The organism is Streptomyces sp. NPDC015127, from assembly GCF_043080095.1.
Classification (GTDB): Bacteria; Actinomycetota; Actinomycetes; order Streptomycetales; family Streptomycetaceae; genus Streptomyces.
Genome location: NZ_JBIBVE010000012.1, coordinates 240,358 through 266,513, shown reverse-complemented (window position 1 = coordinate 266,513; position 26,156 = coordinate 240,358). Strand labels below are relative to the sequence as shown.

At 72.2% G+C, this 26,156-nt stretch carries 24 protein-coding genes and 1 pseudogene; 9 read left to right on the top strand and 16 right to left on the bottom strand.

Features of this window, described 5'->3' with window-relative positions:
* Positions 1–5: 5 nt before the first annotated feature.
* The 4 genes from ACF08N_RS24705 to ACF08N_RS24690 all read right to left on the bottom strand — a co-directional run bounded on the left by ACF08N_RS24705 (position 6) and on the right by ACF08N_RS24690 (position 3,462).
* The gene (locus ACF08N_RS24705; protein WP_392326848.1) at positions 6–650 is read right to left on the bottom strand and encodes a formyltransferase family protein; all 645 of its coding nucleotides are present in this window, start codon (positions 648–650) and stop codon (positions 6–8) included.
* Positions 647–1,780 carry a DegT/DnrJ/EryC1/StrS family aminotransferase gene (locus ACF08N_RS24700; RefSeq protein WP_392326847.1) on the bottom strand — a complete coding sequence of 378 codons (1,134 nt, stop codon included), beginning with the start codon at positions 1,778–1,780 and terminating at the stop codon, positions 647–649. The genes ACF08N_RS24705 and ACF08N_RS24700 overlap by 4 nt, the downstream gene beginning before the upstream one ends.
* Complete coding sequence (gene rfbB / locus ACF08N_RS24695) at positions 1,773–2,801, bottom strand: dTDP-glucose 4,6-dehydratase (protein WP_392326846.1); 1,029 nt, start codon at positions 2,799–2,801, stop codon at positions 1,773–1,775. The genes ACF08N_RS24700 and rfbB overlap by 8 nt, the downstream gene beginning before the upstream one ends.
* A 274-nt stretch (positions 2,802–3,075) precedes the next feature.
* On the bottom strand, positions 3,076–3,462 hold the full coding sequence (locus ACF08N_RS24690; RefSeq protein WP_392326845.1) for a DUF6415 family natural product biosynthesis protein: 387 nt from the start codon (positions 3,460–3,462) through the stop codon (positions 3,076–3,078).
* A gap of 261 nt (positions 3,463–3,723) precedes the next feature.
* Here ACF08N_RS24690 and ACF08N_RS24685 point away from each other — a divergent pair, with 261 nt between their 5' ends.
* Together ACF08N_RS24685 and ACF08N_RS24680 are read left to right on the top strand one after the other, a co-directional pair.
* Positions 3,724–4,404, top strand: coding sequence for a DUF5919 domain-containing protein (locus tag ACF08N_RS24685; RefSeq protein ID WP_392326844.1), 681 nt, complete (start codon positions 3,724–3,726; stop codon positions 4,402–4,404).
* Positions 4,403–4,630, top strand: a pseudogene (locus ACF08N_RS24680) (helix-turn-helix domain-containing protein); the annotation flags it as partial. The gene ACF08N_RS24685 and the pseudogene ACF08N_RS24680, both read left to right, overlap by 2 nt.
* A gap of 241 nt (positions 4,631–4,871) precedes the next feature.
* On the opposite strand, the gene ACF08N_RS24675 reads toward ACF08N_RS24680, so the two are convergent.
* The 4 genes from ACF08N_RS24675 to ACF08N_RS24660 form a co-directional block, all read right to left on the bottom strand.
* Positions 4,872–5,075, bottom strand: a complete 204-nt coding sequence (locus ACF08N_RS24675; RefSeq protein WP_392326843.1) for an EF-hand domain-containing protein — start codon at positions 5,073–5,075, stop codon at positions 4,872–4,874.
* 149 nt (positions 5,076–5,224) lie between these two features.
* Positions 5,225–6,274, bottom strand: coding sequence for a Zn-dependent alcohol dehydrogenase (locus tag ACF08N_RS24670; protein ID WP_392326842.1), 1,050 nt, complete (start codon positions 6,272–6,274; stop codon positions 5,225–5,227).
* Positions 6,271–7,431: an acyl-CoA dehydrogenase family protein gene (locus ACF08N_RS24665; protein ID WP_392326841.1), complete on the bottom strand. Its 1,161-nt coding sequence runs from the start codon at positions 7,429–7,431 to the stop codon at positions 6,271–6,273. The genes ACF08N_RS24670 and ACF08N_RS24665 overlap by 4 nt, the downstream gene beginning before the upstream one ends.
* A 17-nt stretch (positions 7,432–7,448) precedes the next feature.
* A complete protein-coding gene (locus tag ACF08N_RS24660; RefSeq protein ID WP_392326840.1) occupies positions 7,449–8,363 on the bottom strand; it encodes an SDR family oxidoreductase in 915 nt (304 codons plus the stop codon).
* An 81-nt stretch (positions 8,364–8,444) separates the two neighbouring features.
* On the opposite strand from ACF08N_RS24660, the gene ACF08N_RS24655 reads away from it, so the two are divergent.
* Positions 8,445–9,371 (top strand): cyclase family protein, encoded by a 927-nt coding sequence (locus ACF08N_RS24655; protein WP_392326839.1) that lies wholly within the window; start codon positions 8,445–8,447, stop codon positions 9,369–9,371.
* Positions 9,372–9,448: 77 nt separating this feature from the next.
* Here the strand turns inward: ACF08N_RS24655 and ACF08N_RS24650 are convergent, their stop codons facing one another.
* From ACF08N_RS24650 to ACF08N_RS24635, 4 genes are all read right to left on the bottom strand, one after another.
* The gene (locus ACF08N_RS24650; protein WP_392326838.1) at positions 9,449–9,955 is read right to left on the bottom strand and encodes an ATP-binding protein; all 507 of its coding nucleotides are present in this window, start codon (positions 9,953–9,955) and stop codon (positions 9,449–9,451) included.
* Positions 9,956–10,332: 377 nt separating this feature from the next.
* Entirely contained in the window at positions 10,333–11,208 is an 876-nt protein-coding gene (locus ACF08N_RS24645; RefSeq protein ID WP_392326837.1) for an acyl-CoA dehydrogenase family protein, read from the bottom strand.
* Entirely contained in the window at positions 11,208–12,350 is a 1,143-nt protein-coding gene (locus tag ACF08N_RS24640; RefSeq protein WP_392326836.1) for an acyl-CoA dehydrogenase family protein, read from the bottom strand. Before ACF08N_RS24640 ends, ACF08N_RS24645 begins: the two co-directional genes overlap by 1 nt.
* Positions 12,350–13,543, bottom strand: coding sequence for an amidohydrolase family protein (locus tag ACF08N_RS24635; RefSeq protein ID WP_392326835.1), 1,194 nt, complete (start codon positions 13,541–13,543; stop codon positions 12,350–12,352). The genes ACF08N_RS24640 and ACF08N_RS24635 overlap by 1 nt, the downstream gene beginning before the upstream one ends.
* Before the next feature lie 112 nt (positions 13,544–13,655).
* Here ACF08N_RS24635 and ACF08N_RS24630 point away from each other — a divergent pair, with 112 nt between their 5' ends.
* The gene (locus tag ACF08N_RS24630; protein WP_392326834.1) at positions 13,656–15,146 is read left to right on the top strand and encodes a class I adenylate-forming enzyme family protein; all 1,491 of its coding nucleotides are present in this window, start codon (positions 13,656–13,658) and stop codon (positions 15,144–15,146) included.
* A 39-nt stretch (positions 15,147–15,185) separates the two neighbouring features.
* Here ACF08N_RS24630 and ACF08N_RS24625 read toward each other — a convergent pair whose 3' ends face one another.
* Entirely contained in the window at positions 15,186–15,704 is a 519-nt protein-coding gene (locus tag ACF08N_RS24625) for an EF-hand domain-containing protein (RefSeq protein WP_392326833.1), read from the bottom strand.
* Positions 15,705–15,816: 112 nt separating this feature from the next.
* Entirely contained in the window at positions 15,817–16,191 is a 375-nt protein-coding gene (locus ACF08N_RS24620) for an STAS domain-containing protein (RefSeq protein WP_392326832.1), read from the bottom strand.
* 269 nt (positions 16,192–16,460) lie between these two features.
* Between ACF08N_RS24620 and ACF08N_RS24615 the strand changes: the two genes are divergently transcribed.
* Together ACF08N_RS24615 and ACF08N_RS24610 are read left to right on the top strand one after the other, a co-directional pair.
* Entirely contained in the window at positions 16,461–17,042 is a 582-nt protein-coding gene (locus ACF08N_RS24615) for a sigma-70 family RNA polymerase sigma factor (RefSeq protein ID WP_392326831.1), read from the top strand.
* Positions 17,039–18,499 (top strand): zf-HC2 domain-containing protein, encoded by a 1,461-nt coding sequence (locus ACF08N_RS24610; protein ID WP_392326830.1) that lies wholly within the window; start codon positions 17,039–17,041, stop codon positions 18,497–18,499. The genes ACF08N_RS24615 and ACF08N_RS24610 overlap by 4 nt, the downstream gene beginning before the upstream one ends.
* A 129-nt stretch (positions 18,500–18,628) precedes the next feature.
* Here the strand turns inward: ACF08N_RS24610 and ACF08N_RS24605 are convergent, their stop codons facing one another.
* Positions 18,629–18,943, bottom strand: coding sequence for a trypco2 family protein (locus tag ACF08N_RS24605; RefSeq protein WP_392326829.1), 315 nt, complete (start codon positions 18,941–18,943; stop codon positions 18,629–18,631).
* A gap of 36 nt (positions 18,944–18,979) precedes the next feature.
* Between ACF08N_RS24605 and ACF08N_RS24600 the strand changes: the two genes are divergently transcribed.
* From ACF08N_RS24600 to ACF08N_RS24590, 3 genes are read left to right on the top strand one after another with little or no spacing between them, the layout of a single operon-like run.
* Entirely contained in the window at positions 18,980–22,657 is a 3,678-nt protein-coding gene (locus ACF08N_RS24600) for a tetratricopeptide repeat protein (RefSeq protein ID WP_392326828.1), read from the top strand.
* Entirely contained in the window at positions 22,654–23,925 is a 1,272-nt protein-coding gene (locus ACF08N_RS24595; protein ID WP_392326827.1) for a hypothetical protein, read from the top strand. The genes ACF08N_RS24600 and ACF08N_RS24595 overlap by 4 nt, the downstream gene beginning before the upstream one ends.
* Complete coding sequence (locus tag ACF08N_RS24590) at positions 23,922–25,229, top strand: extracellular solute-binding protein (protein WP_392326826.1); 1,308 nt, start codon at positions 23,922–23,924, stop codon at positions 25,227–25,229. Before ACF08N_RS24595 ends, ACF08N_RS24590 begins: the two co-directional genes overlap by 4 nt.
* A gap of 34 nt (positions 25,230–25,263) precedes the next feature.
* Here the strand turns inward: ACF08N_RS24590 and purU are convergent, their stop codons facing one another.
* Positions 25,264–26,115, bottom strand: a complete 852-nt coding sequence (gene purU, locus ACF08N_RS24585; protein WP_392326825.1) for a formyltetrahydrofolate deformylase — start codon at positions 26,113–26,115, stop codon at positions 25,264–25,266.
* Between the last annotated feature and the right edge of the window lie 41 nt (positions 26,116–26,156).

The window sequence follows — 26,156 nt, the reverse complement described above, 5'->3', positions numbered from 1 at the left end:
CGGGATCAGGCGCCGTCGGACGACAGTGCCCTGGTCCAGTCGCTGCGGTCACCAAGGGCTCCGCTGTCTCGCCTGTAGTGCGTCACCGCCGCGGATTCGTCCTGCTGCCGGGGAGTGATCCGGCCGAGACGAGGCAACGTGTCGGAGATGAGCAACTGCGCATGGCGCATGGACCGCTCCCAAACATCTCTCACCTCGTCGATGTCCGGCCAGATGGAGAACAAGGCCTCCGCCAGCACGGGCCCGGAGTCGATACCGGAGTCGATGACGTGGATCGTGACGCCGTGCATGCTCTCACCGTTGCGCAGCGCCCAGTTCACCGGCCGCGCGCCCCGGTAGTGGGGGAGCCGGCCGGGGTGGCAGTTGATGATCGTCTCGGTCGCGTCGACCAGGCTGGGGCCAACAATCTTGTCGTAGAGGACGCTGAAGACGAGGTCACAGCGGCCAGGCTCCAGCTCTCGCCAGTCACCGGAGCGAAGGATGCGCGTCGTGGGCCAGCGCTCCACCACACAGTCCGAAAGGCGGATTTCCCATTCCGGTTCGACGCTGTTCGGGATCACCGTGTCCAGGGCGATGCCAGGCAGCGCCGCAATCGTCTCGCAGGCGTGGACCGCCAGCGCCCCCTTGCCCAGTACGGCGGCGCGCCTCACCTCAATGCCCCTTCCAGCGCCGAAACGACCGCGCTCACCTCGTGGGGACCCATGGCCGGGTGGAACGGGAGCGTCATGATCTCGGATCCGATCTGCTCCGTGACCGGCAGCGGCCGATGCCAGCGCGAGAAAGCGGGCTGGAGGTGGTTGGGAGGGTAGTGGGCACCCACACCGATGTCACGGCTGCGCATGATCTCGAAGACGCGGTCCCGGCCGGGAACCCGCACCGCGCACAGAGAGGGAACGGACTGCTCCACGTCCACGTCTACCAGGGCCACCCCGTCCACGTTCTTCAACGCCCTGGTGTAGTCCCGCCACAGGTCCTTGCGCTGGGCCTCCATCGTTGGGAAGTACTCGAGCTGCACCAGACCGATCGCTGCGTTGATCTGCGACATCTGCGCCCTGAGCCCGAAACCCTCAACCCGATACGACGTACTGCGGGCGCGTTCCGCGGGTGGCTCCACCATGCCCAGCAGGCGCATCCGTCGGGCGTGCGTGGCCTCTTCCAGGCTGCGCGGGACGATCGCGCCGCCCTGGCCGCACGTCAGGTTCTTGATCGGGCCGAAGCTGAAACAGGTCACCAGGCCGGTGGCCCCGACGCGCCTGCTGCCACAGAAGGAGCCGAAGGCGTGTGCGGCGTCCTCCACGATCGTGATGTTCCGGATGGCCAGCTCGCCGTGGATGGCGGTCAGATCGACCGGCCTGCCACCGTAGAGGACCGGCATCACCGCACGGGTCGCCGGGGTGATCGCCTCCAGCACGTTCTGGCTGGTGATGCACAGCGTGTCAGGGTCGACCTCGGCAAAGCGCGGTCGCGCTCCTGTCGCCTCGATCGCCTGCACAGTTGCGCAGAACGTCATGGAAGGGACGATCACCTCGTCCCCGGGGCCGATACCGGCCGCGACGAGGCCGATATGGAGCGCGGCCGTGCCGGACGCGACGGCGACCACATCCGGAACGCCCAGGAAGGCTGCGAGCGCCTGCTCGAATCGTTCGGTGACCTCTCCGTGGCCGTACTGTCCGCTGTCCAGCACCGTACGTACGGCCTCCAGCTCAGCGCCGTGGAGGAACGGCCTTGCATTCTGAGTGGCGGGCTCGATCGCCGACTGGTGCGCCTGTCGTTCACGCATGGGTCGTTCCCGTCTGTGTGGCTGTCCTGAGGCTGATCGCCGGCATCTGCGCATGCGGGTTCCGCAGGAGCGGAGCCCAGCGGTGGGGGTTCTTGCGGTACCAGTCGACCGTCTGCGCCAGCCCGTCCTCCAGCGCCCATGTGGGCTGGTAGCCGAGAGCGGCGGCGGCCTTCGTGCAGTCCATGGCGTAACGGCGGTCGTTGGCTGTGCGGTCGGCGACGAACGCGACGGAGTCCCAACCGGCGCCGCACAGCCGGAGGAGGATCTCCGTCAGTTGCTTGTTGGTGAGGTCCGTGCCGCCGCCGATGTTGTAGACCTCGCCGGGCGTGCCGTCGGTCAGGACTCGTTCGACGCCGTGACAGTTGTCCTCGACGTGGAGCCAGTTCCTCACGTGCCCGCCGTCCCCGTGCAGGGTGACCCCACGCCCTTTGAGGAGCCGGGTGACGAACAGGGGGATGATCTTCTCGGGGTGCTGGCCCGCGCCGTAGTTGTTGGAGGAGCGGGTGACGCACACGGGGACGCCGTAGGTGTGGAAGTACGACAGCGCCACAAGGTCACTGGCGGCCTTGGACGCGGCGTAGGGAACGGTGGGCCGCAGCAGGTCGAACTCAGTGGCGGAGCCCGACAGCAGAGGCCCGTACACCTCGTCCGTGGAGACGTGGACGAACTTCTGGAGGCCATGCCGCATTGCGGCGTCCAGGAGGATCTGGGTTCCGAACACGTTCGTGGCCAGGAAGCTGCCCGCTTCCAGGAACGAGCGGTCCACGTGCGACTCGGCCGCGAAGTGCACAATCGCCGTGTGCTGCCTGGCCAAGTCGTCCACGAGTTCGGCGTCGAGAATGTTGCCCTGGACGAACGTCAGCTTCGGAGAGAAGAACGCCTCCCCGAGGTTCTCCATATGACCGGCGTACGTGAGAGCGTCGAGCACGGTCACCGTGGCCACGTCGTCGGCCTGCAGGAGACGTTTGACGAAGTGCGATCCGATGAAGCCGGCGCCGCCGGTAACGAGCACTTTGTTCATGAGCCTGTCCCATCCGTTTGGCGTGATGGAGCACTGATCGGCGCATCTGTTGAGCGCCAGGACTTTTCCGGCATGGCACGGTTGCCATTCCACGCGGCTGGTTGGGACGTGGTCGCCTGACCGTGCCGTGCCGAGAAGTTGAGACGTCTGTTCGGCGGAAGGATGCGACCAGCAGCCGGTGCGCGAGGATCACCTCGCTTGATGTCAGCCGGAGCGGGTGCTCTGCTGCGGCCCTGGACCCGAAGCGGTCGCCGTGAGTGTGGTGCGCGCTGGTTCAGCGAGCCCGCGGGTTGAGGTTCTCGTAGTGGTCGCAGAGGGACCGTACGGACAGCGCCACCTTTTTGGCGTGCCGGTAGTCGGCGTCCGGGCCGAAGCCCCTGCCGGTGTTCAACCGCCGCCATGCTTCGTCGATGCCGACTTGGGCGACGGCGGCCGGGATGTCGCCGGCAGGCGCCGTACGGATCAGTGCTCGGATTTCCGGGACCAACAGCTGGACGTACCCACGCAGGGCGCCGATCAGTTTGTCGAGGTCCTCGATCAGTGGCGGCGCCCCGCCGAGTGCCAGCACGCGCCGGGCGGTGTTCCGGATCGTGACGAGGTCGACCGGCCTGGAGTCGCCCTGATCTGAGTCCGCGGTCTGCGGAGCCTTATGGTGCTTCATGTCGACGCTCCTCATAAGCGTTGGCCAAGCCCCGGGACCGTGACAGCGGTCGCCGGGGTTCTGCATGCCCGCACATCATCGGCCGCGATTTGGAGCGAATTCGGCTTTGCCTGGGCACAGTTGAGATGTTGGGGAGCTATCGTCGAAAACGTCGAGACGTCATGGGGAGGACCCTTGAACCGAGCCTTACGTGCTGCTATGGATTCGGCCGGACTGTCCCCACGGCAGCTCGCCATCCGAGTAGGAGTTTCAGGGAAGACCGTGGAGAGGTGGATCAGCGACGAAGAGCTGATTCCCCACGCCAGGAACAGAGAAGACGCGTCGCAGGCACTGGGAGTTGAAGCGGACATGTTGTGGCCACGAGCGGTGCGGGAGCGGATCAAGATCGGAGGCGATCGGGAGATCGTCTCCACCTACCCGTACCGGTCGGCGTGTCCGTCGACCGTCTGGGCACAGCTCATCACGGATGCGACGAACGATCTGATGTTCGCCGGATACACCAACTACTTTCTATGGACACAGGTCCCGACCTTCCCCGACATACTGCGCGCCAAGGCCAAGGCCGGCTGCCGTGTCCGATTCCTCCTCGGCAACCCCGAGAATGCGGTGACCCAGCGGCGGGAAGAGATCGAAGGCGTGGCGCTGACTGTCTCGACCCGAATCCGTATGACCCTTGAAGAACTGGCCAAGTTGCGTGACACCGAGGGAATCGAGGCCCGCTACAGCGCTTCGGAGGATGCATCGAATCACGTGAGCCTGTCCGTGTTCCGTATGGACGACCAAGCGCTCATCACGCCGCATCTCGCCCGGCTCGTCGGCCATGACTCGCCTCTGATGCATGTCCAGCGGCGCGGCGAGCGTGGCATGTTCGAGAGATTCGCAGAGCATGCCGAAGAGTTGTGGTCCCGCAGCGTCCCACTCAACGAGCCGGCCCGCACCTGAGTCGATGTCCGTACGGACCTTCACCCGGCGCTTCCGCGAGGAGGTCGGCGTCAGCCCCGGCCAGTGGCTCACCAAGCAGCGCGTGGAGCGGGCCCGGCACCTGCTGGAGTCCACGGACCTGTCGGTGGACCAGGTGGCACGGGATGCGGGCTTCGGCACGGCCCAGTCGATGCGTCAGCACCTGCAGTCGGCGCTAGGGGGTGTCCGGTGGATCAGGGCCGGATAGGACGCGGCGTCTGGTGCGGTGCATCGCAAGGCGCCGGAGTGCCCTGATAGCGGAGCTATTGGGGCATTTCGGCAACGCGGCGAGGTGCCGTGCCAGGCGTCGTGGCCCCGGCCAAGATCCGCCGGACACCCCCTAGGGGTCCCCCCGACGGTCTACCGCCGCACGTTCCGCGCGGCATCGGCCCGGCGATGAGCCGTTGGTCCCTGGCCGTCATCGCCGGGCCGCTGCGGATTCCGCCTGCCTACCTCACGAACTTCGCGTACTCGTCCAGGTCGATACGGCGGTCCCCGTCCGTGTCGGCCATCTCGACGATCACGGCGACGTTTTCGGCGCTGACCTTGCCGTTGCCCTGGAGGGACTCCTTCAGCTCGGCCGCGGTGATGTAGCCGTCGCCGTCGGTGTCGATCTCCTCGAACTGGCGCCTGTGCTCGGCGTTGACGCTCATGGTGTCTCCCTGCGCTTCGAGTGGGGGCTGCGATACGGCTGGACAACGACCTCTGTGATCGACCGGACACGGGCCCGTACTGCATGCGGGTCCCAAGGACGCGTCCTTCGGTACGGCGCGAGGGTGTCTCGTTCCCGACGCGCCCCCTCTCAGAAGGTGAGCACGCCGCGGGCCACCCGCCCGTGGTGGGCGTCGTCCGCCGCCTTCGCGAAGTCCTCGACCGGGTAGGTCTCGGTGACCAGTTCGTCGAGCAGCAGCTCGCCGCGCCGGTACAGCTCGGCGTAGAGCGCGATGTCGTGCTGCGGCCGGGACGACCCGTACCGGCAGCCGAGGACCGACTTGTCCAGGAACAGCGACGCCGGCAGGAACGCGGCCTCCGCCGTGGGCGAGGTCATGCCCAGCAGGACCGCCTGGCCCCGCCGGTCGAGGAGGTCGATCGCCTGCCGGACCAGCGCCGGGCTGCCGACGCACTCGAAAACGTGGTCGGCACCGGTCGGCAGGATCTCCCGTACGCCGGCCGCCGAGGTGAGGAAATCCGTCGCGCCGAATCGCCGCGCGAGGGCCTCCTTCGCCGGATTGGCGTCCACGGCGACGATCGCCGACGCGCCCGCGAGCCGGGCCCCCTGGACGGCGTTGAGGCCGATGCCACCGGCGCCGATCACGACGACGGTGTCCCCGCGCCCGGTCCCGGCCCGGTTCAGCACGGCACCGACGCCCGTGAGGACCGCGCAGCCGATGAGCGCGGCGGAGGTGAGGGGGATGTCGGCTGGGATCCGCACCGCCTGTACGGCCTTGACGAGGGTGCGCTCGGCGAACGCGGAGTTGGCGGCGAACTGGAACACCGGCGTGCCGCCGCGCGAGAAGGGCCGGCCGGGGCGGCCGATGGCACGCCGGCACATGGTCGGGCGTCCCCGGTCGCAGTCGGCGCACGCGCCGCAGTTCGCAAGGGTGGACAGGCAGACGTGGTCGCCGGGCGCGACATGGCCGACGCCAGGGCCGACCGCCTCGACGACCCCGGCGCCTTCGTGGCCGAGGACGACCGGGGACGGGAAGGGAATCGTTCCGTCGATCACCGACAGGTCGCTGTGGCACAGCCCGGCGGCGGCGATCGCGACGAGGACCTCGCCGGGGCCGGGCTCGCGTATCTCCAGGTCGTCGACGACCTGTGCCTGCGTACCGTCGAACACCACGCCTCTCATGGCCTCGGCTCCTTGGGCAGGCCGAGCACGCGCTCGGCGATGACGGTGCGCTGGATCTCGTCCGAACCGCCGTAGATGGTGTCGGCCCGGGTGGACAGGAACAGGCGCTGGTGGTCGTGGAGTTCGTACGCGTCCGGGGACCATGGACCGGGGCCGGCGGTGGCGGCCGCGCCGCGTGTCTCGACGGCGAGCTCGCCGAGCCGCTGGTGCCAGCGGGCCCACAGGAGCTTGGCGACGTTCGGGGCGCCGTCGTCCTTCGCCGGCGAACTCCCCAGGGTGCGCAGGGCGTTCCAGCGCAGGGTGCGCAGCTCGGCCCACTGCCGGACGAGGCGGTGCCGCAGGACCGGGTCCCGGTCGACGGCCCCGCTGTCCACGGCGGCGCGCACGACGTCGCGCAGTTCCTGCGCGAATCCGATCTGCTGGGCGAGCGTGGACACGCCCCGCTCCCGGGCGAGCAGGCTCATGGCCACGCGCCAGCCCGCGCCCTCCCCGCCCACGGTCTCGCGGGCGTGCGCGCCGTCGAAGAAGACCTCGTTGAACTCCGCGGTCCCGGTCATCTGCCGGATGGGCCGGACCTCGATCCGTCCCGGCTGGTCCATGGGGACGAGCAGGAACGACAGTCCGTGGTGGCGCCGCGAGCCCGGCTCGGTGCGGGCGAGCACGAAGCAGTGGTCGGCGTCGCGGGCGTGCGAGGTCCAGATCTTCTGCCCGGTGACGCGGTACGTGCCGTCGCGCTCGCGCACTGCGGCGGTCCTGACGCCGGCGAGGTCGGAGCCGGCGCCCGGCTCGCTGTAGCCCTGGCACCACACGTCCTCGCCGCGCGCGATGCCGGGCAGGTAGCGGTCCTGCTGGGCCGGGCTGCCGTGGGCGAGGAGCGTGGGGGCGAGGAGGTGCTCGCCGATGTGGCCGAGGCGGCCGGGGGCGCGGGCGCGGGCGTACTCCTCGGCCCAGACGACCTGCTGGAGGAGGCCGGCGGCTCTGCGGCTGCCGTACCGGGTGGTGCCCCATCCGATGCCGACCCATCCGCCCCGCCCGAGCTCGCGCTCCCACGACCGGGGCGTGTGCCCGCCGTGCGGATGCTCCCGCAGCCAGCTCCGGGCCTCGTCCCGGAAGGCGGCGTCGAGCTCCCCCGAGGGCCCTCCGAAGACGTCGTCCATGTCCGCTCCTCCCCGTCTCACGCGTTCGGGCGGGCGCCGCGCGCCGCCGCTGCGGACATGTCCCCGAGGCGCGACAGCAGCGGCATCGGGTCCGTGCCCACCGTGCCGGGGAGCGCCGCCGCGATACGGGCGGGGGTCCACGCGCCGCCCTCCGCGTACGCGGCGCGCAGTTCCCTCGGCTGGGCCCAGACCGCGATCTTGGGGCCCGCCACCGTGTAGACCTGGCCGGTGATGCCCTCCGCCCGCGCGGCGTCCGAGAGCAGGTACACCACGAGCGCGGCCACGTCCTCCGGGTCGCCGATCTCGGTGAGTTCCGTGGGGACCTGCGCCGACATGCGGGTGCGGGCGACGGGGGCCACCGCGTTCGCCGTGACGCCGTACTTGTGGAGGCCGAGCGCCGCGCTGCGGACCAGGGAGATCACGCCGCCCTTGGCCGCCGCGTAGTTCGCCTGCGACACCGAGCCCTGGTGGTTGCCGCTGGTGAAGCCGATCAGCGTGCCCGCGCCCTGCCGCCGCATCACCGCGGACGCCGCCCGGAACACCGTGAACGTGCCCTTGAGGTGAGTGGCGAGGACCGGGTCCCACTCCTCCTCGGTCATGTTGAACAGCATCCGCTCGCGCAGGATCCCGGCCACGCACACGACCCCGTCGAGCCGCCCGTACCGCTCCAGCGCGACGTCGACGACGCGTTGCCCGCCCGCCATCGCGGAGATGTCGTCGGCGACGGCGACCGCGTCGCCGCCCGCCGCCTCGATCTCCTTGACCACCCCCGCCGCGATCTCGCTCGTCGGTTCGCCGCCCGCGACGGAGACGCCGTAGTCGTTGACGACGACCTTCGCCCCCTCGGCCGCGGCGGCGAGCGCGACCGCCCGGCCGATACCGCGTCCCGCGCCGGTCACGGCGACCACCTTGCCTGCCAAGAAGTTCCCCACACCGGCCCCTTCCCGCGGTTTCTGACGGTTCGTTAGATTCTTGGCCCGACGGACAGCCGAGCACAAGCCCCAGGAGGCGCCATGTCCCTGCCCGCCGCGTTCCACGAGATCGCCAAGCGCGTCAACAACTGGGGGCGCTGGGGCGCCGACGACGAGATCGGCACGCTGAACCTGATCACGCGCGACGCCGTGCGGGACGCCGCCGCCGCGGTCACGCACGGGCTGCGCGTCCCCCTCGCGCTCCCGCTCCACCAGGACGGCGTCCAGACCGGGGTCATCCCGGGCCGTGTCAACCCGCTGCACGCCATGGTGCAGATCAACCAGGAGCTCTTCGGCCCCGGCACCGTCGCGACCAGCGACGACATCGTGACGATGGGGCTCCAGTGCGCGACGCACTGGGACGCGCTCCCCCACGCCTCGCACTCGGGCCTGCTCTACAACGGCCGTCCCGCCGACTCCATCACCCCGCACGGCCGCGCCCGCTTCAGCGGCATCGGCACGGCCCCGCCGGTCGTCTCACGGGGCGTCCTGCTGGACGTGGCGCGGGCGAAGGGGGTGGACCGGCTGCCCGGCGACCACGCGGTCACACCCGAGGACCTGGACGAGGCGGCGGAGTTCGGCGGGGTCACGGTCCGGGCCGGTGACGTCGTCCTCGTACGGACGGGGCAGATGCGGCTCCTCCTCGGCGGGGACCGGCACGGCTACGGCTACCCCTCGCCCGGCCTCTCCGTCCGTACGCCCGAGTGGTTCCACGCCCGTGACGTCGCGGCCGTGGCGAACGACACGCTCACCTTCGAGATCTTCCCGCCGGAGATCGAGAACCTCTGGCTTGCCGTGCACGCGCTCGACCTCGTGGAGATGGGCATGATCCAGGGGCAGAACTGGAACCTGGAGGAGCTGTCCACGGCCTGCGGGGAAGAGGGGCGGTACGCCTTCCTGCTGTGCGCGATGCCGGAGCCGTTCGTCGGCGGCACGGGAACGCCCGTCGCTCCGGTGGCCGTCCTCTAGGGGGTGTCTTGTCGATCAGGCCGGCAAGACCGGCCGGACAGGGCCTGGGCGTCGGCCGTGGGCATCGGTGGTGGACGTCAGGCGCCGCGCGCCGTCGCGCGCAGCGTGCCGTACGGCTCCCTCCCGTACGCCCCCGCCTCGCATACCGGCCCTGCTGTGTGCGGCGCCGCCGGTACGGGGCCCGGACATCGGTCCACCTCGCACCAGATGGACTTGCCGGTTCCCTCCGGCGTCCAGCCCCAGCGGTCTGCGAGCCCGTCGACGAGTTCGAGCCCGCGGCCGTTCGTGTCGTCGCCCTCCGCGTGCCGGGGGCGGGGCGGGCAGGCGCTGCTGTCCGCGACCTCGACCCGCACGGTTCCGGCCTCGGCCGGTCCCGCGCCGAACAGCATCCGCAGCACCGCCGGACAGCCGGTGTGCACCACGGCGTTGGTGACGAGCTCCGAGATCAGCAGGATCAACGTCTCGGCCAGTGGCTCGTCGTCACCCAGTCCTGACCTCAGGAGACGCGAACGGGCCCATCTGCGCGCCCGTCCCACCTCCGCGGGATCGGGCCCGACCTCCAACTGCACCTGAAGCACCTGCACCGCTCACACCATCCGAACCGGCGGACACATCGCCTTGCGCCTCACAGCCATCACGGAACGTGATTCCCTTGCAGGACAGCATGGTTGACGTACAGTCACTGCAACAAGCGCTTCGGGCATATTCCAGCGTGAAGGAGTACCCATGGTGCATACTGTGCGACGCACCTCACAGGGAGTCGAACACAGGCTCGCAGACCGCACACGCACCGGCCGATCAGCGCGCATCGACAGGACCGGGTCAGCCGGACCGGCCGCGCCGTGACGCCTCGTCCTCGCAGCGACTTGCATCTCATGGAGCGTACCGGAGCGACATGACGACTCCGGGCCGTGACGAGTCCTCCGAAGGACACAACCCGATATCGACGCTCGGTGACGCTTCATAGCGCTGAGGCCAATGCCTCGGCCTGCAACTCCTCCGCCTCCGCCGCCGTGAGCCACATCCCGGCCCGCAACCAGGCGCGCTTGAGGTGGAGATGGACATCTGCCTCCCAGGTGAACCCCATTCCGCCGAACACCTGGAGACAGTCCCGGGCCCCCTGCACGGCCGCCTCGTCGGCGAGGAGTTTGGCTCCGGCGATCTCGCCGGGATCGGCGGTGACGGCGGCGGCATAGACGGCCGAGCGGGCGAGTCCGGTGCGGACGAACATCCCCGCGCACAGGTGCGCCACGGCCTGGAACGAGCCGATGGGCCGGCCGAACTGGGTGCGCTCGCGGGCGTACCGGGCGGCCATGTCCGTCGTCCGGGCCGCGGACCCGAGCTGCTCGGCGGCCGTGAGCAGCACGGCGACGGGGTCGGGCGGCCCGCCGCGTCCGCCGGTGTCCCGGTGCAGCGGGGTCAGCGGGTCGAGGGACCGTACGGGCACGGGGTCGGTGAGCTTCCCCAGGACGGCGTCGGCGGCGTCCAGCCAGGGCACGAGCGCGCCGTCGGACGCGGTGACGACGCTCTCGCCGGAGGCGGCGCCGGGGACGCGGCCCGCGGCGAGGTGTGTGGCGACCAGCGGTCCCGGCAGCAGGACCCGTCCGGCCTCCTCGAAGGCGAGGACGGCCTCGGGGAGGCCGAGACCGGCCCCGCCGTCCGCCTCGGGCAGCCGCAGGGAGAAGAATCCGACCGCGCCCAGCTCCCGCCACAGCCCGCGGTCGAGCCGGGGCTCCGCCACGGCGGCCCGCAGCGCCTGGTGGCCGAAGCGGGCCGCGAGCAGGTCGCGCACCCCGGCCCGCAGGGCCCGTTGGTCGTCGGTGAGCCGGAAGTCCATCAGCGTCCCTTCGGCAGGCCGAGGGTCCGCTCGGCAACGATGTTCCGCTGGATCTGGGAGGTGCCGGCGGCGATCGTGTACGCGAGGGTGGACAGCCGGTCGCGCGTCCAGTCGTGGCCGAGGTCGAACGCGTCGGGGCCGAGGACGTCGGCGGCCGCGTCGTACAGGTCCTGTCGGGCGTGCGAGTAGCGGAGCTTGAAGACGGAGCCGCCGGTGCCCGGGGCGCCGCCGGTGGCGGCCGCCTCGCTCACGTTCCACTGGACGAGCCGCCACAGCGCGGTGAACTCGGCGTGCAGCCGGCCGAGTCTGCGGCGCAGCACGGCGTCGTCCCAGCGGCCGTTGTCGCGTGCGGCGCGGGCCAGGCAGGACAGGGTGCGGCGGCAGGCGACGACCTCCCCGGCGAAGGCGGTGCCGCGCTCGAAGGAGAGCGTGACCATGGTGACGCGCCAGCCGTCGTTCTCCTCGCCCACCCGGTTGGCCGCCGGCACCCGCACCTCGTCGAGGAACACCTCGGCGAACTCGGCCGTTCCGGCGAGCGTGCGCAGCGGCCGAACGGTGATGCCGGGGGCGTCCATGGGCATGGCGAGCCAGGTGATGCCGCGGTGGGCGTTGGTTCCAGGGGCCACAGGGCCGGTGCGGACGAGGAGTTCGCACCAGTCGGCGACCTCCGCGTGCGAGGTCCAGATCTTGGCGCCGGTCACGACGTAGTCGTCGCCGTCGCGGACGGCGCGGGTGCGCAGGGAGGCGAGGTCGGAGCCGGCGTCCGGTTCGCTGAAGCCCTGGCACCAGACCTCGTCGCCGCGCAGGATGGGCTCCAGCCAGCGCTCCCGCTGCTCGGGGGTGCCCTCGGCGGCGATGGTGGGCCCGGCGTGCAGCAGTCCGACGAAGTTCGCGCCGACGTAAGGGGCCCCGGCGAGCTCGGTCTCCTCCAGGAAGGCCAGCCGGAGGGCCGGCGGGGCGTGCGTGTGCACGTCCCCGTACCCGGCGTCGTACAGCGCCCGCTGCCAGGCGGTGTCGTACGCGCGCCGGGCAGGCCAGTCGTCCGGCGGCGGCTTCGGCGGCAGCTTCGGGAGGGCGACGGCGAGCCAGGCGCGCAGCCGGGCCCGGAATTCCGCCTCCTCGGCCGTGGGGGTCAGGTCCATCAGACGAGGTCCAGGCCGAGCATGCGGATGGCGTTGCCGCGCATGAGCTTGTACACGGTCTCGTCGTCGAGGTCCTTCACATGGTCGAGGGCGACCTCCTTGGTGTGCGGGAAGGTCGAGTCGACGTGCGGGTAGTCGGTCTCGAAGGTGGCGTTGTCGCGGCCGACGGTGTCGATCGAGGCGATGCCGTGCTTGTCGCGGAAGAAGCAGCAGAAGATCTGCCGGTAGTAGTAGGTGGAGGGCGGTTCGGGGATCAGGTCGCGCACGCCGCCCCAGGCCCGGTGCTCCTCCCACACGTCGTCGGCGCGTTCGAGGGCGTACGGGATCCAGCCCATCTGCCCCTCGCTGTAGGCGAGGGTGAGGCGGGGGAAGCGCACCAGGACGCCGCTGAAGAGGAAGTCGGTCATCGAGGCCATGGCGTTGTTGAAGCTGAGGGACGCCTGGACGGCGGGCGGGGCGTCGGGGGACGCGGCGGGCATCTGGGAGCTGGACCCGATGTGCATGTTGACGACGGTGCCGGTGTCCTGGCAGGCCGCGAAGAAGGGGTCCCAGTACCCGGAGTGGATGGACGGCAGCCCGAGGTGGGTGGGGATCTCGGAGAAGGTCACCGCCCGCACGCCCCGCGCGGCGTTGCGCTCGATCTCCGCCACCGCGAGGCCGATGTCCCACAGGGGGACGATGCACAGCGGGATCAGCCGGCCGCCGCTGTCGCCGCACCACTCCTCGACCATCCAGTCGTTGTAGGCGCGCACGCAGGCGAGGGCGACCTCTTTGTCGTGGGCCTCGGCGAAGGTCTGTCCGCAGAAGCGGGGGAAGGTGGGGAAGCACAGGGACGCCTCGACATGGTTCAGGTCCATGTCCTTGAGCCGTTCCGCCGGGTCCCAGCAGCCGGGGCGCATCTCCGCGCGGGTGATCCCCTCCAGCGTCATGTCGTCGCGGTCGAAGCCGACGGCGGCGATGTTGCGCTTGTACGGGAACTTCAGGTCCTCGTAGATCCACCAGTCGGCCGGCGGCCCGTCCGGGTCCATCGTGATGCGGTACTTCCCGCCGACGTAGGCGAGCTCGCCGATGCCCGCGGTCAGCGGCTGGGGCCCGCGGTCGCGGTACCTGGCCGGCAGCCAGGTCTCGAAGAGGTGCGCGGGCTCGATCACATGGTCGTCGACGCTCACGATCCGGGGCAGTTCCTGTTCCATGGGACCTCCGCTCCTGACGGGTCGTCAGTTCGCAGGCTAGCCCCGCACCCCTGGACCGACAAGGCACGGAGACCTATTCTCTGACGGTCCGTCAGTTATGGAGGGGCCGGCCATGAACGAGACCGCACACGCACTCGGCACATCGCGCACCCTCTGGGAGCTCGTCGTCCGGCGCGCCGCGCTCACCCCGGACCACCCCGTACTCCTCCAGGAGGAGCGCACCCTGACCTTCGGCGGACTGCGGGAGCGCGCCGAGCGCGCCGCGGCCGGGCTGTACGCGATGGGCGTGCGACCCGGCACGGTCGTCGCCTGGCAACTGCCCACCCGCGTCGAGACCGTGCTGCTGACCGTCGCCCTCGCCCGGCTCGGCGCCGTGCAGTCCCCCGTGATCCCCTTCTACCGGGAGCGCGAGACCGGGTTCGCCCTGCGCGAGTCCGGGGCGGAGTTCTTCGCCGTGCCCGGCGAGTGGCGGGGCTTCGACCACACGGCGATGGCACGGCGGCTCGGGGCGCGCGGCGTCTTCGAGGCGTACGGATCGCTGCCCGACGGCGACCCCGCGGTGCTGCCGCCACCGCCCCCGTCGGGGACCGACGTGCGCTGGATCTACTGGACCTCCGGCACCACCTCCGACCCCAAGGGCGTCCTGCACACGGACCGCTCCCTGATCGCGGGCGGCTCCTGCCTCGCCCACGCGCTGCGCCTCACCCCCGACGACGTCGGCTCGATCGCCTTCCCCTTCGCGCACATCGGCGGCGCCGACTACCTCGTGATGCTGCTGCTGTACGGATTCCCGGCGGTCCTCTTCGAGACGTTCGCGCTGCCCGACGCGCTGGCCGAGTACCGCAGGCACGGGGTCACGACGGCCGGCGGCTCCACCGCGTTCTACTCGATGTTCCTGGCCGAACAGCGCAAGCGGCCCGGCGAGAAGCTGATCCCCACCCTGCGACTGCTCGCGGGCGGCGGCGCGCCCAAGCCGCCGGAGCTCCACTACGCCGTCATTCGCGAGATGGGCTGCGCGCTCGCCCACGGCTACGGCATGACCGAGGTCCCGATGATCACCATGGGCTCCCCCGACGACACCCCGGAGAACCTCGCCGGCACCGAGGGCCGGCCGCCCGCCGGGATGGAGATCCGCATCGTCGACGGCGAGGTCCGACTGCGCGGCGAGGCGGTCTGCCAGGGCTACCTGGGCGCCGCGGAGAGCCCGTTCGACTCCGAGGGCTTCCTGAGGACGGGAGACCTCGGCCACCTCACCGACAGCGGCCACCTCGTGCTCACCGGCCGCCTCAAGGACGTGATCATCCGCAAGGGCGAGAACATCTCGGCCAAGGAGATCGAGGACCTGCTGCACACGCATCCGGCGGTGGGCGACGCGGCGGTGATCGGCCTGCCGGACACGGACCGCGGCGAACGCGTCTGCGCCGTGATCGAACGGGCCCCGGGCACGGACGCCCCCACGCTTCAGGCGCTGTGCGCACATCTTCGGACGTCGGGCCTCGCGGTGCACAAACTCCCGGAACAACTGGAGGTGGTGGACGCGCTGCCACGCAACGAGGCACTGCGGAAGGTGCTCAAGTACCGGCTCAGGGAGCGGTTCGGGTGAGGGGCCGCCCGGGCTGCGCGGGCGGCCGGGACCTGCCTGCTACCTGGGCTGCTCGGGGGTGACGCAGTACGCGGCAAAGGCCGTCAGGATCTCCTTCTCGGAGATCCTGCCGTCGCCGTCCGGGTCCAGTGCCGCTGCGGCCTGCGCTGCGACCTCGGGGTCCACGCCGAGGGCGCGCAGCACCCGCGCCGCCGCGTGCGGGGTGACACCGGCGCCGTCCTCGTCGGCGACGGCCACGACGGCGTGCAGGAACGGGCGGGCGATCTCGCCGAACCGCTCGGGGTTGTCGCGCAGCCTCTTCACCGCGCCGGTCACGAACTCCTCTCGGCTGACCCGCTGGTCCCCGTCCACGTCGGCGATCCCGGCCATGCCCTGCCAGAACGCCTCGGCGCCGCTGTAGAGGGCCTGGCCCCTGTCGGAGCGTGCCGTCACGGAGAACTCGGCGAGAACCGAGGCCGCGGCCTTGCTGAAGTCCTCGCGGTCGATGGAGCCGTTGCCGTCCTGATCGAAAGCGGCGAAGCGGGAAGCGATCTTCCGCTCGTACTCTGCGCTGTCCATGGCGGGCAGCGTAAGGCCCCGGGCGCTGACGCGTGTACACACCCGGTGAATTGCCGGGCGGCGACGTCAGGGAGACGCGCTGGTGACGCGACGGCGCCGCCCTCGCGCGCGCTCACGCCGAGAGGGGCTGCGCCTCTTCGTCCGTGGCCGAGACCGCGTCCGCGTACACCTCGAACAGGCGGCGCACGCCGAGCGCGCTCAGCACCCTGTTCACGTGGGAGCCCTCCTCCGCGCCGCGCGCGGGGAGTATCAGCCGGAGCCTGCCCTGGCACGAGCGCATCAGCCGGCGGGCGGCGACGAGCACGCCCACGCCGCTGGAATCGCAGAAGAACACCTCGGAGAGGTCGAGGACCACATCCCGGTCCCCCGCCGCCACCGCGTCGTGCACCCGCTGGCGGACCACGGGCGAGGACACGAGGTCGAGCTCGCCGCACACGTGCAGCACGGTCCACGCGCCCTGCCGGGTCACGGCCACCTTGAGCATCATCACGTACGGACCTCTCGTCGAACCGGCCGGCCCGGAGACCGGAAGCCGTCCTTCCACTGGCCACTGCCCTGCCGTCTCTCCCTGAAACGCGACGGATGTCACCCTGAGTTCCGCCCTCCGCCCGACAGCCCCGGCCCGGCCCGGCGGACTCCTACCATCCCGGGCGGCGCCGACGGGCGTACTTGCCGCAAAGCAGGGTGCGTACGTCATTCGGCGCACTACATTCGAATGAGGCACGGGACTGCGAGGGCGAGACGGCTGGGGGCCGCATGGCGAAGGACGCACCACCGCGCTGGGACCGCAAGATGCAGCAGCGGCTCGCGCGGGGCGAGGCCGCGGCGCTCGGGGAGCTGTACGACCGGTTCGCCGCGCTCGTGCACAGCCAGGCGCACCGGGTGCTGGAGGACGAGGAGGCGGCCGACCAGGTCACCCGCGAGGTCTTCGGCTACATCTGGGAGAACCCGGACGCCTACGACCCCAAGCAGGGCTCGATGCGCTCCTGGGTGGCGCGGCTCACCAACAAGCAGGCCGTGCACCGGCTGCGCCAGAGCGAGGCGGCGGCCCTGGCCCGTGGCGGCGGGGGCAGCGCGGAGGAGCTTGAGCAGAAGGTGCGGCGCGCGGCGGTCGCGGCCCGCGCCGACTACATCGTGACGTCGATGCCCGCGCCGCTGCGGGCGGCGCTGGAGCTGGCGTACTTCCAGCGCCGGGACTACCGGCAGACCGCGGCCGACCTCGGGGTGACGGAGGACGAGGCGCGGCGCAGGCTGCGGCTGGGCCTCCAGCTGCTGTCCACCGCGCACACGCGCCCACTGGAGGGGTCGTCACCGCCCGGATACGGACGCGCGCTGTGAGCGGGCCGTTCGACGGCGGCAGCGACGGGCCCGAGCGGGACCGGGGAGGGGACGAGGTGCGAGGCGTTCCGCGCATACCGGCACCGAGGCCGGCCGCGGACGACCTGTCCCCGGAGGCGTACCGCCCGCCGCGACCCGAGGCCGGTGACGGCTCGACTGCGCCGCGCCCGGGCGGGGCCGACGGCGGCGACGGCCGCGGCGGTGACCGCGAACCGGGGCCCTCGGCCGGGACCGGCCCAGGCTCCGAGGGCACGCCCGAGGCGTCCGGTACGGCGGGCGCGCACGCCGCGGGCGACGTACCGGCCGGCGGCACAGCCCCCGGCGGCACAGTCACCGGCGGCACAGCCCCCGGCGGCCCCACGTCGCACAGTGTGCTCAAGTCGCTCCTCGGCGCATGGGCCCTGTCCGCCTGTTCCGCGGAGGAGACCGCCGCCGTCGAGGAGCACCTCGGCGAGTGCGCTCCCTGTGCCGACGAGGCGCTGCGTCTGCGCGACGCGGTCGGGCTGCTGCACTCCGACCGCGACCTGGACCTCGACCCCCTGCTGCGCTTCCGGGTCCTGGAGAACTGCCTGGGCCGCAGGCCCGCCCGCATCCCCGTGCCCGACTGGGCCGACCCGTACGACGCCGAGACCGCCCGGCTCGACGCGCTGCTGCGCGACATCGGCGACTCCGAGTGGCACGCGCCCGTGCGGCTGAAGTGGTTCGAGGGCGACCGGCAGGTCGACCGGCGTACGACCGTCGCCGGGGTCATCGGGCATCTGATGAGCGTGGACGGCCTGGTCTCCGGGGCGCTCGGACTGGAGGACCCGCTGGGCCGGACCGCGCCCATACGGCCCGCCGAGCGGACGGAGGCGTTCTGGAAGACCGCCGGCCTGCCGGCCGCCACGCGGACGATCCGCGAGCCATGGCGCGACCAGAGCCACACCCTCATCCGCACCGTGTCGTTCGCCGGGCGCGGCGTCGCGGAACTGTCCGTGTCGTACGGGGCGTTCGCCCTGCCCCTGCGCGACTCGCTCCTCGACCGGGCCTTCGAGTGCTGGATCCACGCCGACGACATCGCCGACGCGGTCGACTACCCCTACGCGCCGCCGAGCGGCGCCCACCTCAACCGGATGATCGACCTCGCCGCGCGCCTGCTCCCCGCCGCGCTCGCCGAACGGCGCCGCGCGGGTCTCGCCGGGCCCGCACGTGATCTCGTGGCGGCCGGCGCGCCGGGGCGCTCGCTGCACCTGGAGGTCGAGGGGTCCGGCGGAGGCAACTGGTACATCGCCCTGGACTCCCCGGCCGCCGTCGGCTCACCCGACCGGTCGGTGGCCCAAGTGGCACTGGACGGCGTCGAGTTCTGCCGGCTCGTCGCCGGGCACGTGTCACCGGAGGAGGCCGCGGCAGGCCAGGACGGGGACCGGGAGGCGATCCGCGACGTGCTGTTCGCGGCGGCCTCGCTCAGCAGGCTGTGAGACCGCCGCGGACTGTGCGACGTCGGCGGGCCGTGAGGCCACCGCAAGCTGTGCGGCCCGGCGTCCGCGAGAGCCCCTCGACGCGCGGGCGACCCTGGCTCCTGTCCGGCCTGATCGACAAGACACCCCCTAGCGCGGCCGCAGGCCGCCCACGCTGATGTTCGGGTTGCCGTCGCTGCCGTGCGGCTTGAGCTGGATCTGGATGGTGTGGGTGCGGTCATGGCCCTTCGTGCCGCCACCGCCCGCGGTCAGCACGCCGATCCGCAGTTCGCCGCTGCCCGTGGCCTCCCGCCTGACCTGCACGGCGAACTCCAGCTGCACGCTCTCCACGCTGAACCGCAGATCGCGGCCGGCCCCCGCGCGCTGGGCCCGCTCCAGTTCGTCGCGGACCTGACCGATCACCTCGGCCAGCCCTGCCACCGCGGTTTCGTCACGCTCGGCCATCGCGCCCCCCGCTTCCCGTAGTTATCGTTGGCCAGTATGAGCGATCCGTATCGCACATCCAACTCCTCGGCGTTCGAGGAGAGTTGGCGGGTACGCCTGCTGCCCGCACCGGACCGCGGCGGCACCCCGCTGGGCGCCGGAGTCCTCCTGTCCCGTTCCTGGGTACTGACCTGTGCACATACGGTCCTGTCGCCGCCCGACCACTCGGGCGCCCGCGCCCGGCTGGACACGGTGTACGTCGACGTGGTGCGCCCCGCGCAGTCCGGCCGCGTGGGCGCGCCGGTGCGCGCCCGCGTGGTCCCCAAGTACTTCATCGAGCCCACGCCCGACTTCGGCGGCGACGTCGCCCTGCTCGAACTGGACGACCAGCCCGGTCTGCCGCACGACATCCCGGCCGCGGTGCTGCACCGGCAGATCCCGGCCTACGGCGAACCGGTCCACTTCACGGGCTACCCCGAGGACCTGCCGGGCGGCGAACACCTGGACGCCCGGCTGATGGGCCGCGGCGGGCCGGCGCCGACACCGGAGTGGGTGCAGCTCGACACCCAGGACTCGCCGTACGTCGTGCGCCACGGCTACAGCGGCTGCGGCGTCGTGCACAGCCGCTCCCGCCGGGTCATCGGCATCCTGGTGCACCAGTTCGGCACGCCGGAGGCACGAGTGCGCCGGGACCACGCGTACATGATCCCGACGGAGACGGTGCTGCGGCACCTGCGGCGGGAACGGCTGGAGCGGCTCGGGCTGAAGATCACCGGACTGCGGGCCGTGTCCCGGGACGTCGCGGTCGCGCCGGACCGGACGGTCTCCGGGCGGGTGCCGGGGCTCCAGCGGCGGTTGACGCGCTGGCTGGACGGGGAGCCGGACACCGATCCGGTGGAGCCGGTCTTCGCGGGGGTGGGCGAGCACGACCTCCGGTACACGATCCGGTCGGTGCTGACGCTGGCCGACCGGGAACAGAGCCCGCCGACGCCGTCGGCGATGCCCGCCTCGGCGGGTGAGCCGCGGCTGGGCAGCATCGACATCGCGGTGGACGCGACGAACCGCACGGTGGAGGAGCTGGCACGGCAGGCCGCGGACCGGATCGGGCTCGACGTCCCCGAGGATGCGGACCCGGCCGCTCCCGCATCGCACGAGGCCCTGCTGCGGCGCATCGCCGACGAGAGCCCGCCCCTGAACATCGCCTTCCTCGCCGTGGACCGGTCCGCCTCGCCCGACGGCGAGATCATGGACCTGCTGCGCGCCCTGCGGGCCGGCGGCGGGACCCGCCTGCTCCTCGTCTTCAGCGACCGCCGCTCGCCCCTGCTCGACCAGGTGCGCGCCGACCTGATGGAGCCCGACTGGCCGGACCGCCGCGCCGGCCGGCTGCGGCCCCGGCTCGACCGTCTCGCCGCGTGCGAGCGGCGCATCCGCGAGCACCCCGACCGGCCCGAGCACGCAGCCGAGCGCCACGCGCATGCCGAGCGGCTGCGGGCGAAGCTCGCCCAACTGCGCCCCGGCGGCCTGTCGTACGACAGCGAGGCGCTGCCTTACGCGATGTTCCGCGTCGCCGTCGACATCGAGACGGCGCTGCTGGAGGCCGAGAACAGGGAGGAGATCCTGCACCGGACTGCGGGGCCGCCCGACTTCGTCACCGAGCCGCCGGGCGACGGGCTGGAGGATCTGCCGGTCGTCACCGTGGGGGCGCCCGACGCGCTGGTCACCGCCCGCTCCGGCGCCAAACTCGCGGCCGGCGACCTGCTGCACCAGCAGTACGAGGTGGTGGGGCCGATCGGCCGGGGCAGCCACGGACAGGTGTATCTGGCCCGCGATCTGCTGCTGGAGAAGCGGCCGGTGGCGCTGAAGGGGGTCCTCGACCCCGACAACCCGGCCGCGGTCCGCCAGGCGCACCAGGAGCGGCTTCGGCTGGTGCGGCTCAACCACCCGTCCATCATCCGGGTGGTCAACTACGCGCGGCATCCGTCGGCGCCGGACGAGTTCATCGTGATGGAGTTCGCCGACGGGGCGCCGCTGTCGTGGGTCGCGGACCGCATCGCCGAGCGGAGACCGCCGTTCGCCGGACCGCGGGTCCGCGAGTTCGTCGTCACGTACGGGCTGCTGATCCTGGACGCGCTGAGCCACCTGCACAAGGAGGGGCTCGTCTACGGCGACCTGTCGCTCACGAACGTCCTGCACTGCGGCGACGGCATCAAGCTGATCGACGTCGCCGGCGTGCGCAAGCCGGGCGAGCCGGGGCCCGTCACCCACAAGCCGCCGCGCTCGGGCCCGATGGGCGAGATGACGACCGCCGGTGACCTCTACACGGTCGGCGCCGTGCTGCGCGAGCTGCTGACCCGGGACCCCGAGCCGTCCGCCGACATCGGCGAGGAGTCGCTGAACCGCGCGCTGGGACGCGCCATGGCCGAGCAGCCGGAGCTGCGGTACGCCTCCGCCGACGAGATGGCCGTCCAGCTGCGCGGGGTGCTGCGCGAGCTGCGGTCGCTGCGGCTGGGCGAGGAGACCTACCAGCCGTCGACCCTGTTCGACCCGCCGGCCGCCGCGCTCGACGGCCAGCTCGGCAAGGCGCCACCGCTGGAGCGCTGGCGCACGGACCGCCCGCCGGACCGTCTCGGCGCCCGCATCCCGGACCCGGCCGAGGCGGCGGTGGCGCTGCCGAAGCCCAAGCCGGACGTGCAGGACCCCAACTGGAAGGAGCTGCAGCGCACGTCGTACGACGACCCGGCCGGTCTGCTCCAGCTCAGCCGCGAGTGGGAGCGCTCACCGGAACTCCATCTGCTGCGCTGCCGGCTCCATCTCCAGCTCGGGGACAGGGCATCGGCCGAGACGGAACGGGCGCTGGCCGAGGAGCGGCTGGGCGACAGGTCCCGGTACGACTGGCGGCTGGACTGGCACCAGGGGCTCATCGACCTCGCGTCCGGCCGCACGGCGGACGCCTGGCGCGGCTTCGACGCGGTGTACCGGGCGATCCCCGGCGAGTACGCGCCCAAGCTCGCGCTCGGCTACTGCCACGAGAAGCTGGCCGTCGCACCGCCCGGGGAGAGGGAGTCGGCGCAGCCGCCGCAACCGCCGGCGGACCGGGAGGGGAACGTGGCGCAGGCCAAGAAGTTCTACGAGGCGGTGCTCCAGCGCAACCACGCGATGGGCGCGGCCGCGTTCGGGCTCGCCCGTATCCATCTCGCGGCGGACGAGTGGCAGAAGGCGTGCGCGTACCTGGAGAGCGTGCCGCCGGACTCCCGGCACCGCACGGCCGCGCGCACGGCCGTCGTGCGCATCCAGGTGAACCGGCGCTCGCCCGCCGACGCCTACGCGGCGCTGCACCGGCTGACCAACGACGAGGGGCTCACGGACGGACCGGCACAGGACCGGATCAGGACGGAGCTGCTGTCGATGCTGCTCGGCCTGGTCGAGGAGGCGGACGAGGAGCCGGGTTCCGGCGGCCCCCTGGCACGGCTCGCGGCGGCCGGCTTCTCGGAGAAACAGGTCCCGAGGACGGAGCGGCAGCTGCGCGACGAGTTGTCGGCGAGCTATCGCCGGCTGGCGAAGCAGGTCCCCCGCACGGACCGCCCCGAGGACGCGGCGCTGGCGGAGGCCCTGCTGGACCGGGCGTTCCGCACCCGCCCCCTGGGCGTCCGCCACGTCCGGAACGGCGCCCGCTCGACGTCCTGGCCCGGGTGGGCCCGGCGCGTCCTGCTCCGGAGCGGGGAGGAGTCCGCATGACGGCGGGCGGCACGGGCGCGTCGCCCGCCACGGCACCACGCCCCGACGAGGGACCGGCGACCACGGCCGGGCGCGACGGCGGCAACGCGCACCGCGACGAGGGACCCTCACGTCCGGCGGGGCAGGACGACGGCGGCGGCCGCAGGGGCGGCTGGGCCTCGCTCGCCGCCACGCTGCGGCGGCTCGGCGGCCGTGCCTGGCGGCACGGGCGACGTGTCCCGCCGGCCCTGTGGAGCCGGGCCACCGGCCGGTCGCCCGGCCCCGGGCGGCCGACCGCCGCGTTCCTGCGGCGCAGGATGCTCGTGCTGCCCGCCCTCGCGCTGATCGCCCTGGCACTCTGCGCCGCCGCCTACAACGACGTGCACCGGCGCTCCGAGCAACTGCGGGACCGGTCCGTACCGGCACTGGTGGGCCTCGCCCAGGCGCGGACCTCCCTCGGGCTCGCCCAGGCCCAGGCGGAGTTACGGCTGCTGAACGCGGAGCACGCCGGTCTCGTCGAACTCGGCGAGACGTACCGCTCGCACCTGACCGAGGCCACCCAGAGCCTGAACCGGGTCGCGCAGTCCGGGGCCCTGAGCAAGGGGCAGGAGCAGGAGCTGCGGGTGGTGTCCGGTCTCGTCGTCGCGTACGGGGACAAGATCGCCTGGGCGGACCGCAACCGCACGAGCCGGGTGCTGCGCGAGGCGGGAGTGGCGTACGCGGCCGGGATGCTGCGCAGCCCGCAGCCCGCCGGCGGCGCGCAGGAACCCACCACCGTGCTGGACCGCATCGAGGTCCTGGAGGAGCAACTCCTCGACGAGAGCGCCGACCTGGCCGCCTGGAGCCCGCTCACCCAGGCCGCGGCGGCCGCGGCGGCGCTGGTCGCCGTCGCGTTCGCCTTCGCGGTCGTGGGCACGTCGGTGTTCCTGCGGGACCGGCTGCGGCTGGTGAGCGTCCAGATCGTCGCTGCCTCGGTGCCCGTCCTGCTGACGCCCGCGCTGCTCACCGTCGGCGGCGCCCAGGAGCACGCCGCGCAGGCGGACGTGCACCACGCGGTCGCGCAGCTGGAGTACGTGACGGCCGTGTCCGGGGTCGGGCGCGATATCGAGCGCGTGGCGACCGACGCGGCGGCCCGGATGCGGTCGGCGCACCCGGACGGCTGGGCGCTGACCGCGGGCATCGCCATGCCCGCGACCGGCCTCGGCGCGCTGGCCTGCGGCGTCACGCTCTACCTCTACGCACGGCCCTATCCCCCGCACGTCGCCCGGCGAAAGGACAGCGACGCATGAAGCGCTTGAGGCTCGCCCTGGCGGCCTGCCTGCTGGGGGTGTCCGCCGCCTCGGCGGGCGGTTGCGCGAGCGCCCCCGAGGAGCGGACGCTCGTCGTCCTCGGCCCGTGGACGGACGGCGAGGAGACGCCGTTCGTGGAGGCGCTGAAGAGCATCGGCAGGAAGACCGGCCACCGCTACGTCTACAAGGGCACGCGCTCGCTGCGCGAGACCCTGGTCGCCCAGCTCCAGGCCGGTGCGCCACCGGACCTGGCGATCCTCAACAGCCCCGGCGAGCTGGCCCAGTACGCGCTCTCCGGCGACGCCCATCCGCTGCCGGAGAACGTGGCCGGGGCGGCCATACCGCCCTGGGCGCCTCCGGTCACCGTCCCCGGCAAGGGGGCGGCCCGGACGCACGTCTTCTGGGCGCCGGTGCGCGTCGACCTGAAGTCGCTGGTGTGGAGCCGTACGGACGCGGCGGAGGGCGAGCCCGTGTGGTGCCTCGGCCTGAACTCGGGCGCCACCTCCGGCTGGCCGGGCACGGACTGGATCGAGGACCTGATTCTCCAGCGCCGGGGCTCGGACGCGTACGAGCGGTGGGCGACCGGCGAGAGCTCGTGGACGAGCACGCGTCCGGAGTGGGAGGAGTGGGCGCGGATGCTCACGGCGAACGGCCGCTCCCCCGCGCCCGACGCGCTGACCGACTCCTTCGAGCTGCTCGACGACGGCCGCTACGGGCTGCTGAACCGCGGCGACTGCACGCACGAGCACCAGGGTTCGTTCATCCGCAGGCACTACGGCGACGACGTACGGCCCAGTCCGACGGCCCGCCACCTCGACAGGGCCCGCGCGGCCGATGCGGACGGCGGCGGCGCCTTCGAGGTGTCCGGCGACATGGCGGCGGTCTTCCGGCCGAGCGCCGCCGCCTGGGACCTGCTGGGCCGCCTCACCTCGGCACCCGCCCGCAAGGACTGGGCGGACGCCGCGAAGCCCGGTGAGCGGCCGTTCTTCCCCGGCGGCACGTTCGCCTCGAAGGCGCCGTCGCCGGGGACACGGGCGGTGCAGGAGCTGTTCGACTCGGCGGGCCGGATCTGCCTGGACGCCTCGGACGCGATGCCGCCGACGCTGCGCGACGCGTTCTACCGGGCCGTGCTGGAGTTCGTCGGCGACCCGGACGACCCGGCGCTCCTGACGCGCCTGCTCGAACGGCTGGACGCGGAGACCGCGCTCCAGCGGGAGAAGGAGGAAGAGAAGGAGGGGGCGTTCGTCCTGGACGACCTCTGCGACAACCCGGTGGCCGGGTCGCCGGACGCGGGAGAGCCGTAGGGACGCGTCCCCGCTCTCCTCGGCTCCCGCCGGCTCAGGCGAAGACGACCGTGCGGCGCCCGTTGAGCAGGATGCGGTGTTCGGCGTGCCACTTCACCGCGCGGGCCAGCGCCTGGCACTCCACGTCGCGGCCGACGGCCACCAGCTGCTCGGGCGTGACCTCGTGGCCGACGCGTTCGACCTCCTGCTCGATGATCGGGCCCTCGTCGAGGTCGGCCGTCACGTAGTGCGCGGTCGCGCCGATCAGCTTCACGCCCCGGGCGTGCGCCTGGTGGTAGGGCTTGGCGCCCTTGAAGCTCGGGAGGAAGGAGTGGTGGATGTTGATGATCCGGCCGCTGAGCTGCTTGCACAGGTCGTCGGAGAGCACCTGCATGTAGCGGGCGAGGACGACCAGCTCGACCTTCTCGTCGTGCACGAGGTCCAGCAGCCGCGCCTCGGCCTCGGCCTTGGTGTCCTTCGTCACGGGGATGTGGTGGAAGGGGATGCCGTACGAGCCGACCAGCTCGGCGAAGTCCGTGTGGTTGGAGACGACCGCCGCGATCTCCACCGGCAGGGCGCCGGTGCGGAAACGGAAGAGGAGGTCGTTGAGGCAGTGGCCGAACTTGCTGACCATCAGGATGATCCGCATGCGCTCGTCGGCCTGGTGGATCTGCCAGCCCATCTCGAAGGCGTCGCCGACGGCGGCGAAGCCGGCACGCAGCTTGTCCACGGTCACCGGGGCCTCGGCGGAGAAGTGCACCCGCATGAAGAACAGGCCCGTGTCCCGGTCTCCGAACTGCTGGCTGTCCTCGATGTTGCAGCCGGTGATGAACAGGTAGCTCGACACGGCGTGCACGATGCCCTGTTTGTCCGGGCAGGAAAGCGTGAGGACGTACTGGTCAGTCATCCTTGTAGCCTGCCACAAACGGGCGGCGGGCCCGGACAGCG

Bases quoted from the DNA above. Each gene is read 5' to 3' on its own strand.
- ACF08N_RS24615 (WP_392326831.1), top strand. From the start codon at position 16,461: ATGGCGAAGGACGCACCACCGCGCTGGGACCGCAAGATGCAGCAGCGG.
- ACF08N_RS24635 (WP_392326835.1), bottom strand. From the start codon at position 13,543: ATGGAACAGGAACTGCCCCGGATCGTGAGCGTCGACGACCATGTGATC.
- ACF08N_RS24595 (WP_392326827.1), top strand. From the start codon at position 22,654: ATGACGGCGGGCGGCACGGGCGCGTCGCCCGCCACGGCACCACGCCCC.
- rfbB (WP_392326846.1), bottom strand. From the start codon at position 2,801: ATGAACAAAGTGCTCGTTACCGGCGGCGCCGGCTTCATCGGATCGCAC.
- ACF08N_RS24600 (WP_392326828.1), top strand. From the start codon at position 18,980: ATGAGCGATCCGTATCGCACATCCAACTCCTCGGCGTTCGAGGAGAGT.
- ACF08N_RS24625 (WP_392326833.1), bottom strand. From the start codon at position 15,704: ATGGACAGCGCAGAGTACGAGCGGAAGATCGCTTCCCGCTTCGCCGCT.
- ACF08N_RS24645 (WP_392326837.1), bottom strand. From the start codon at position 11,208: ATGGACTTCCGGCTCACCGACGACCAACGGGCCCTGCGGGCCGGGGTG.
- ACF08N_RS24665 (WP_392326841.1), bottom strand. From the start codon at position 7,431: ATGGACGACGTCTTCGGAGGGCCCTCGGGGGAGCTCGACGCCGCCTTC.
- ACF08N_RS24675 (WP_392326843.1), bottom strand. From the start codon at position 5,075: ATGAGCGTCAACGCCGAGCACAGGCGCCAGTTCGAGGAGATCGACACC.
- ACF08N_RS24620 (WP_392326832.1), bottom strand. From the start codon at position 16,191: ATGATGCTCAAGGTGGCCGTGACCCGGCAGGGCGCGTGGACCGTGCTG.
- ACF08N_RS24640 (WP_392326836.1), bottom strand. From the start codon at position 12,350: ATGGACCTGACCCCCACGGCCGAGGAGGCGGAATTCCGGGCCCGGCTG.
- ACF08N_RS24630 (WP_392326834.1), top strand. From the start codon at position 13,656: ATGAACGAGACCGCACACGCACTCGGCACATCGCGCACCCTCTGGGAG.
- ACF08N_RS24655 (WP_392326839.1), top strand. From the start codon at position 8,445: ATGTCCCTGCCCGCCGCGTTCCACGAGATCGCCAAGCGCGTCAACAAC.
- ACF08N_RS24590 (WP_392326826.1), top strand. From the start codon at position 23,922: ATGAAGCGCTTGAGGCTCGCCCTGGCGGCCTGCCTGCTGGGGGTGTCC.
- ACF08N_RS24690 (WP_392326845.1), bottom strand. From the start codon at position 3,462: ATGAAGCACCATAAGGCTCCGCAGACCGCGGACTCAGATCAGGGCGAC.
- ACF08N_RS24700 (WP_392326847.1), bottom strand. From the start codon at position 1,780: ATGCGTGAACGACAGGCGCACCAGTCGGCGATCGAGCCCGCCACTCAG.
- ACF08N_RS24670 (WP_392326842.1), bottom strand. From the start codon at position 6,274: ATGAGAGGCGTGGTGTTCGACGGTACGCAGGCACAGGTCGTCGACGAC.
- ACF08N_RS24605 (WP_392326829.1), bottom strand. From the start codon at position 18,943: ATGGCCGAGCGTGACGAAACCGCGGTGGCAGGGCTGGCCGAGGTGATC.
- purU (WP_392326825.1), bottom strand. From the start codon at position 26,115: ATGACTGACCAGTACGTCCTCACGCTTTCCTGCCCGGACAAACAGGGC.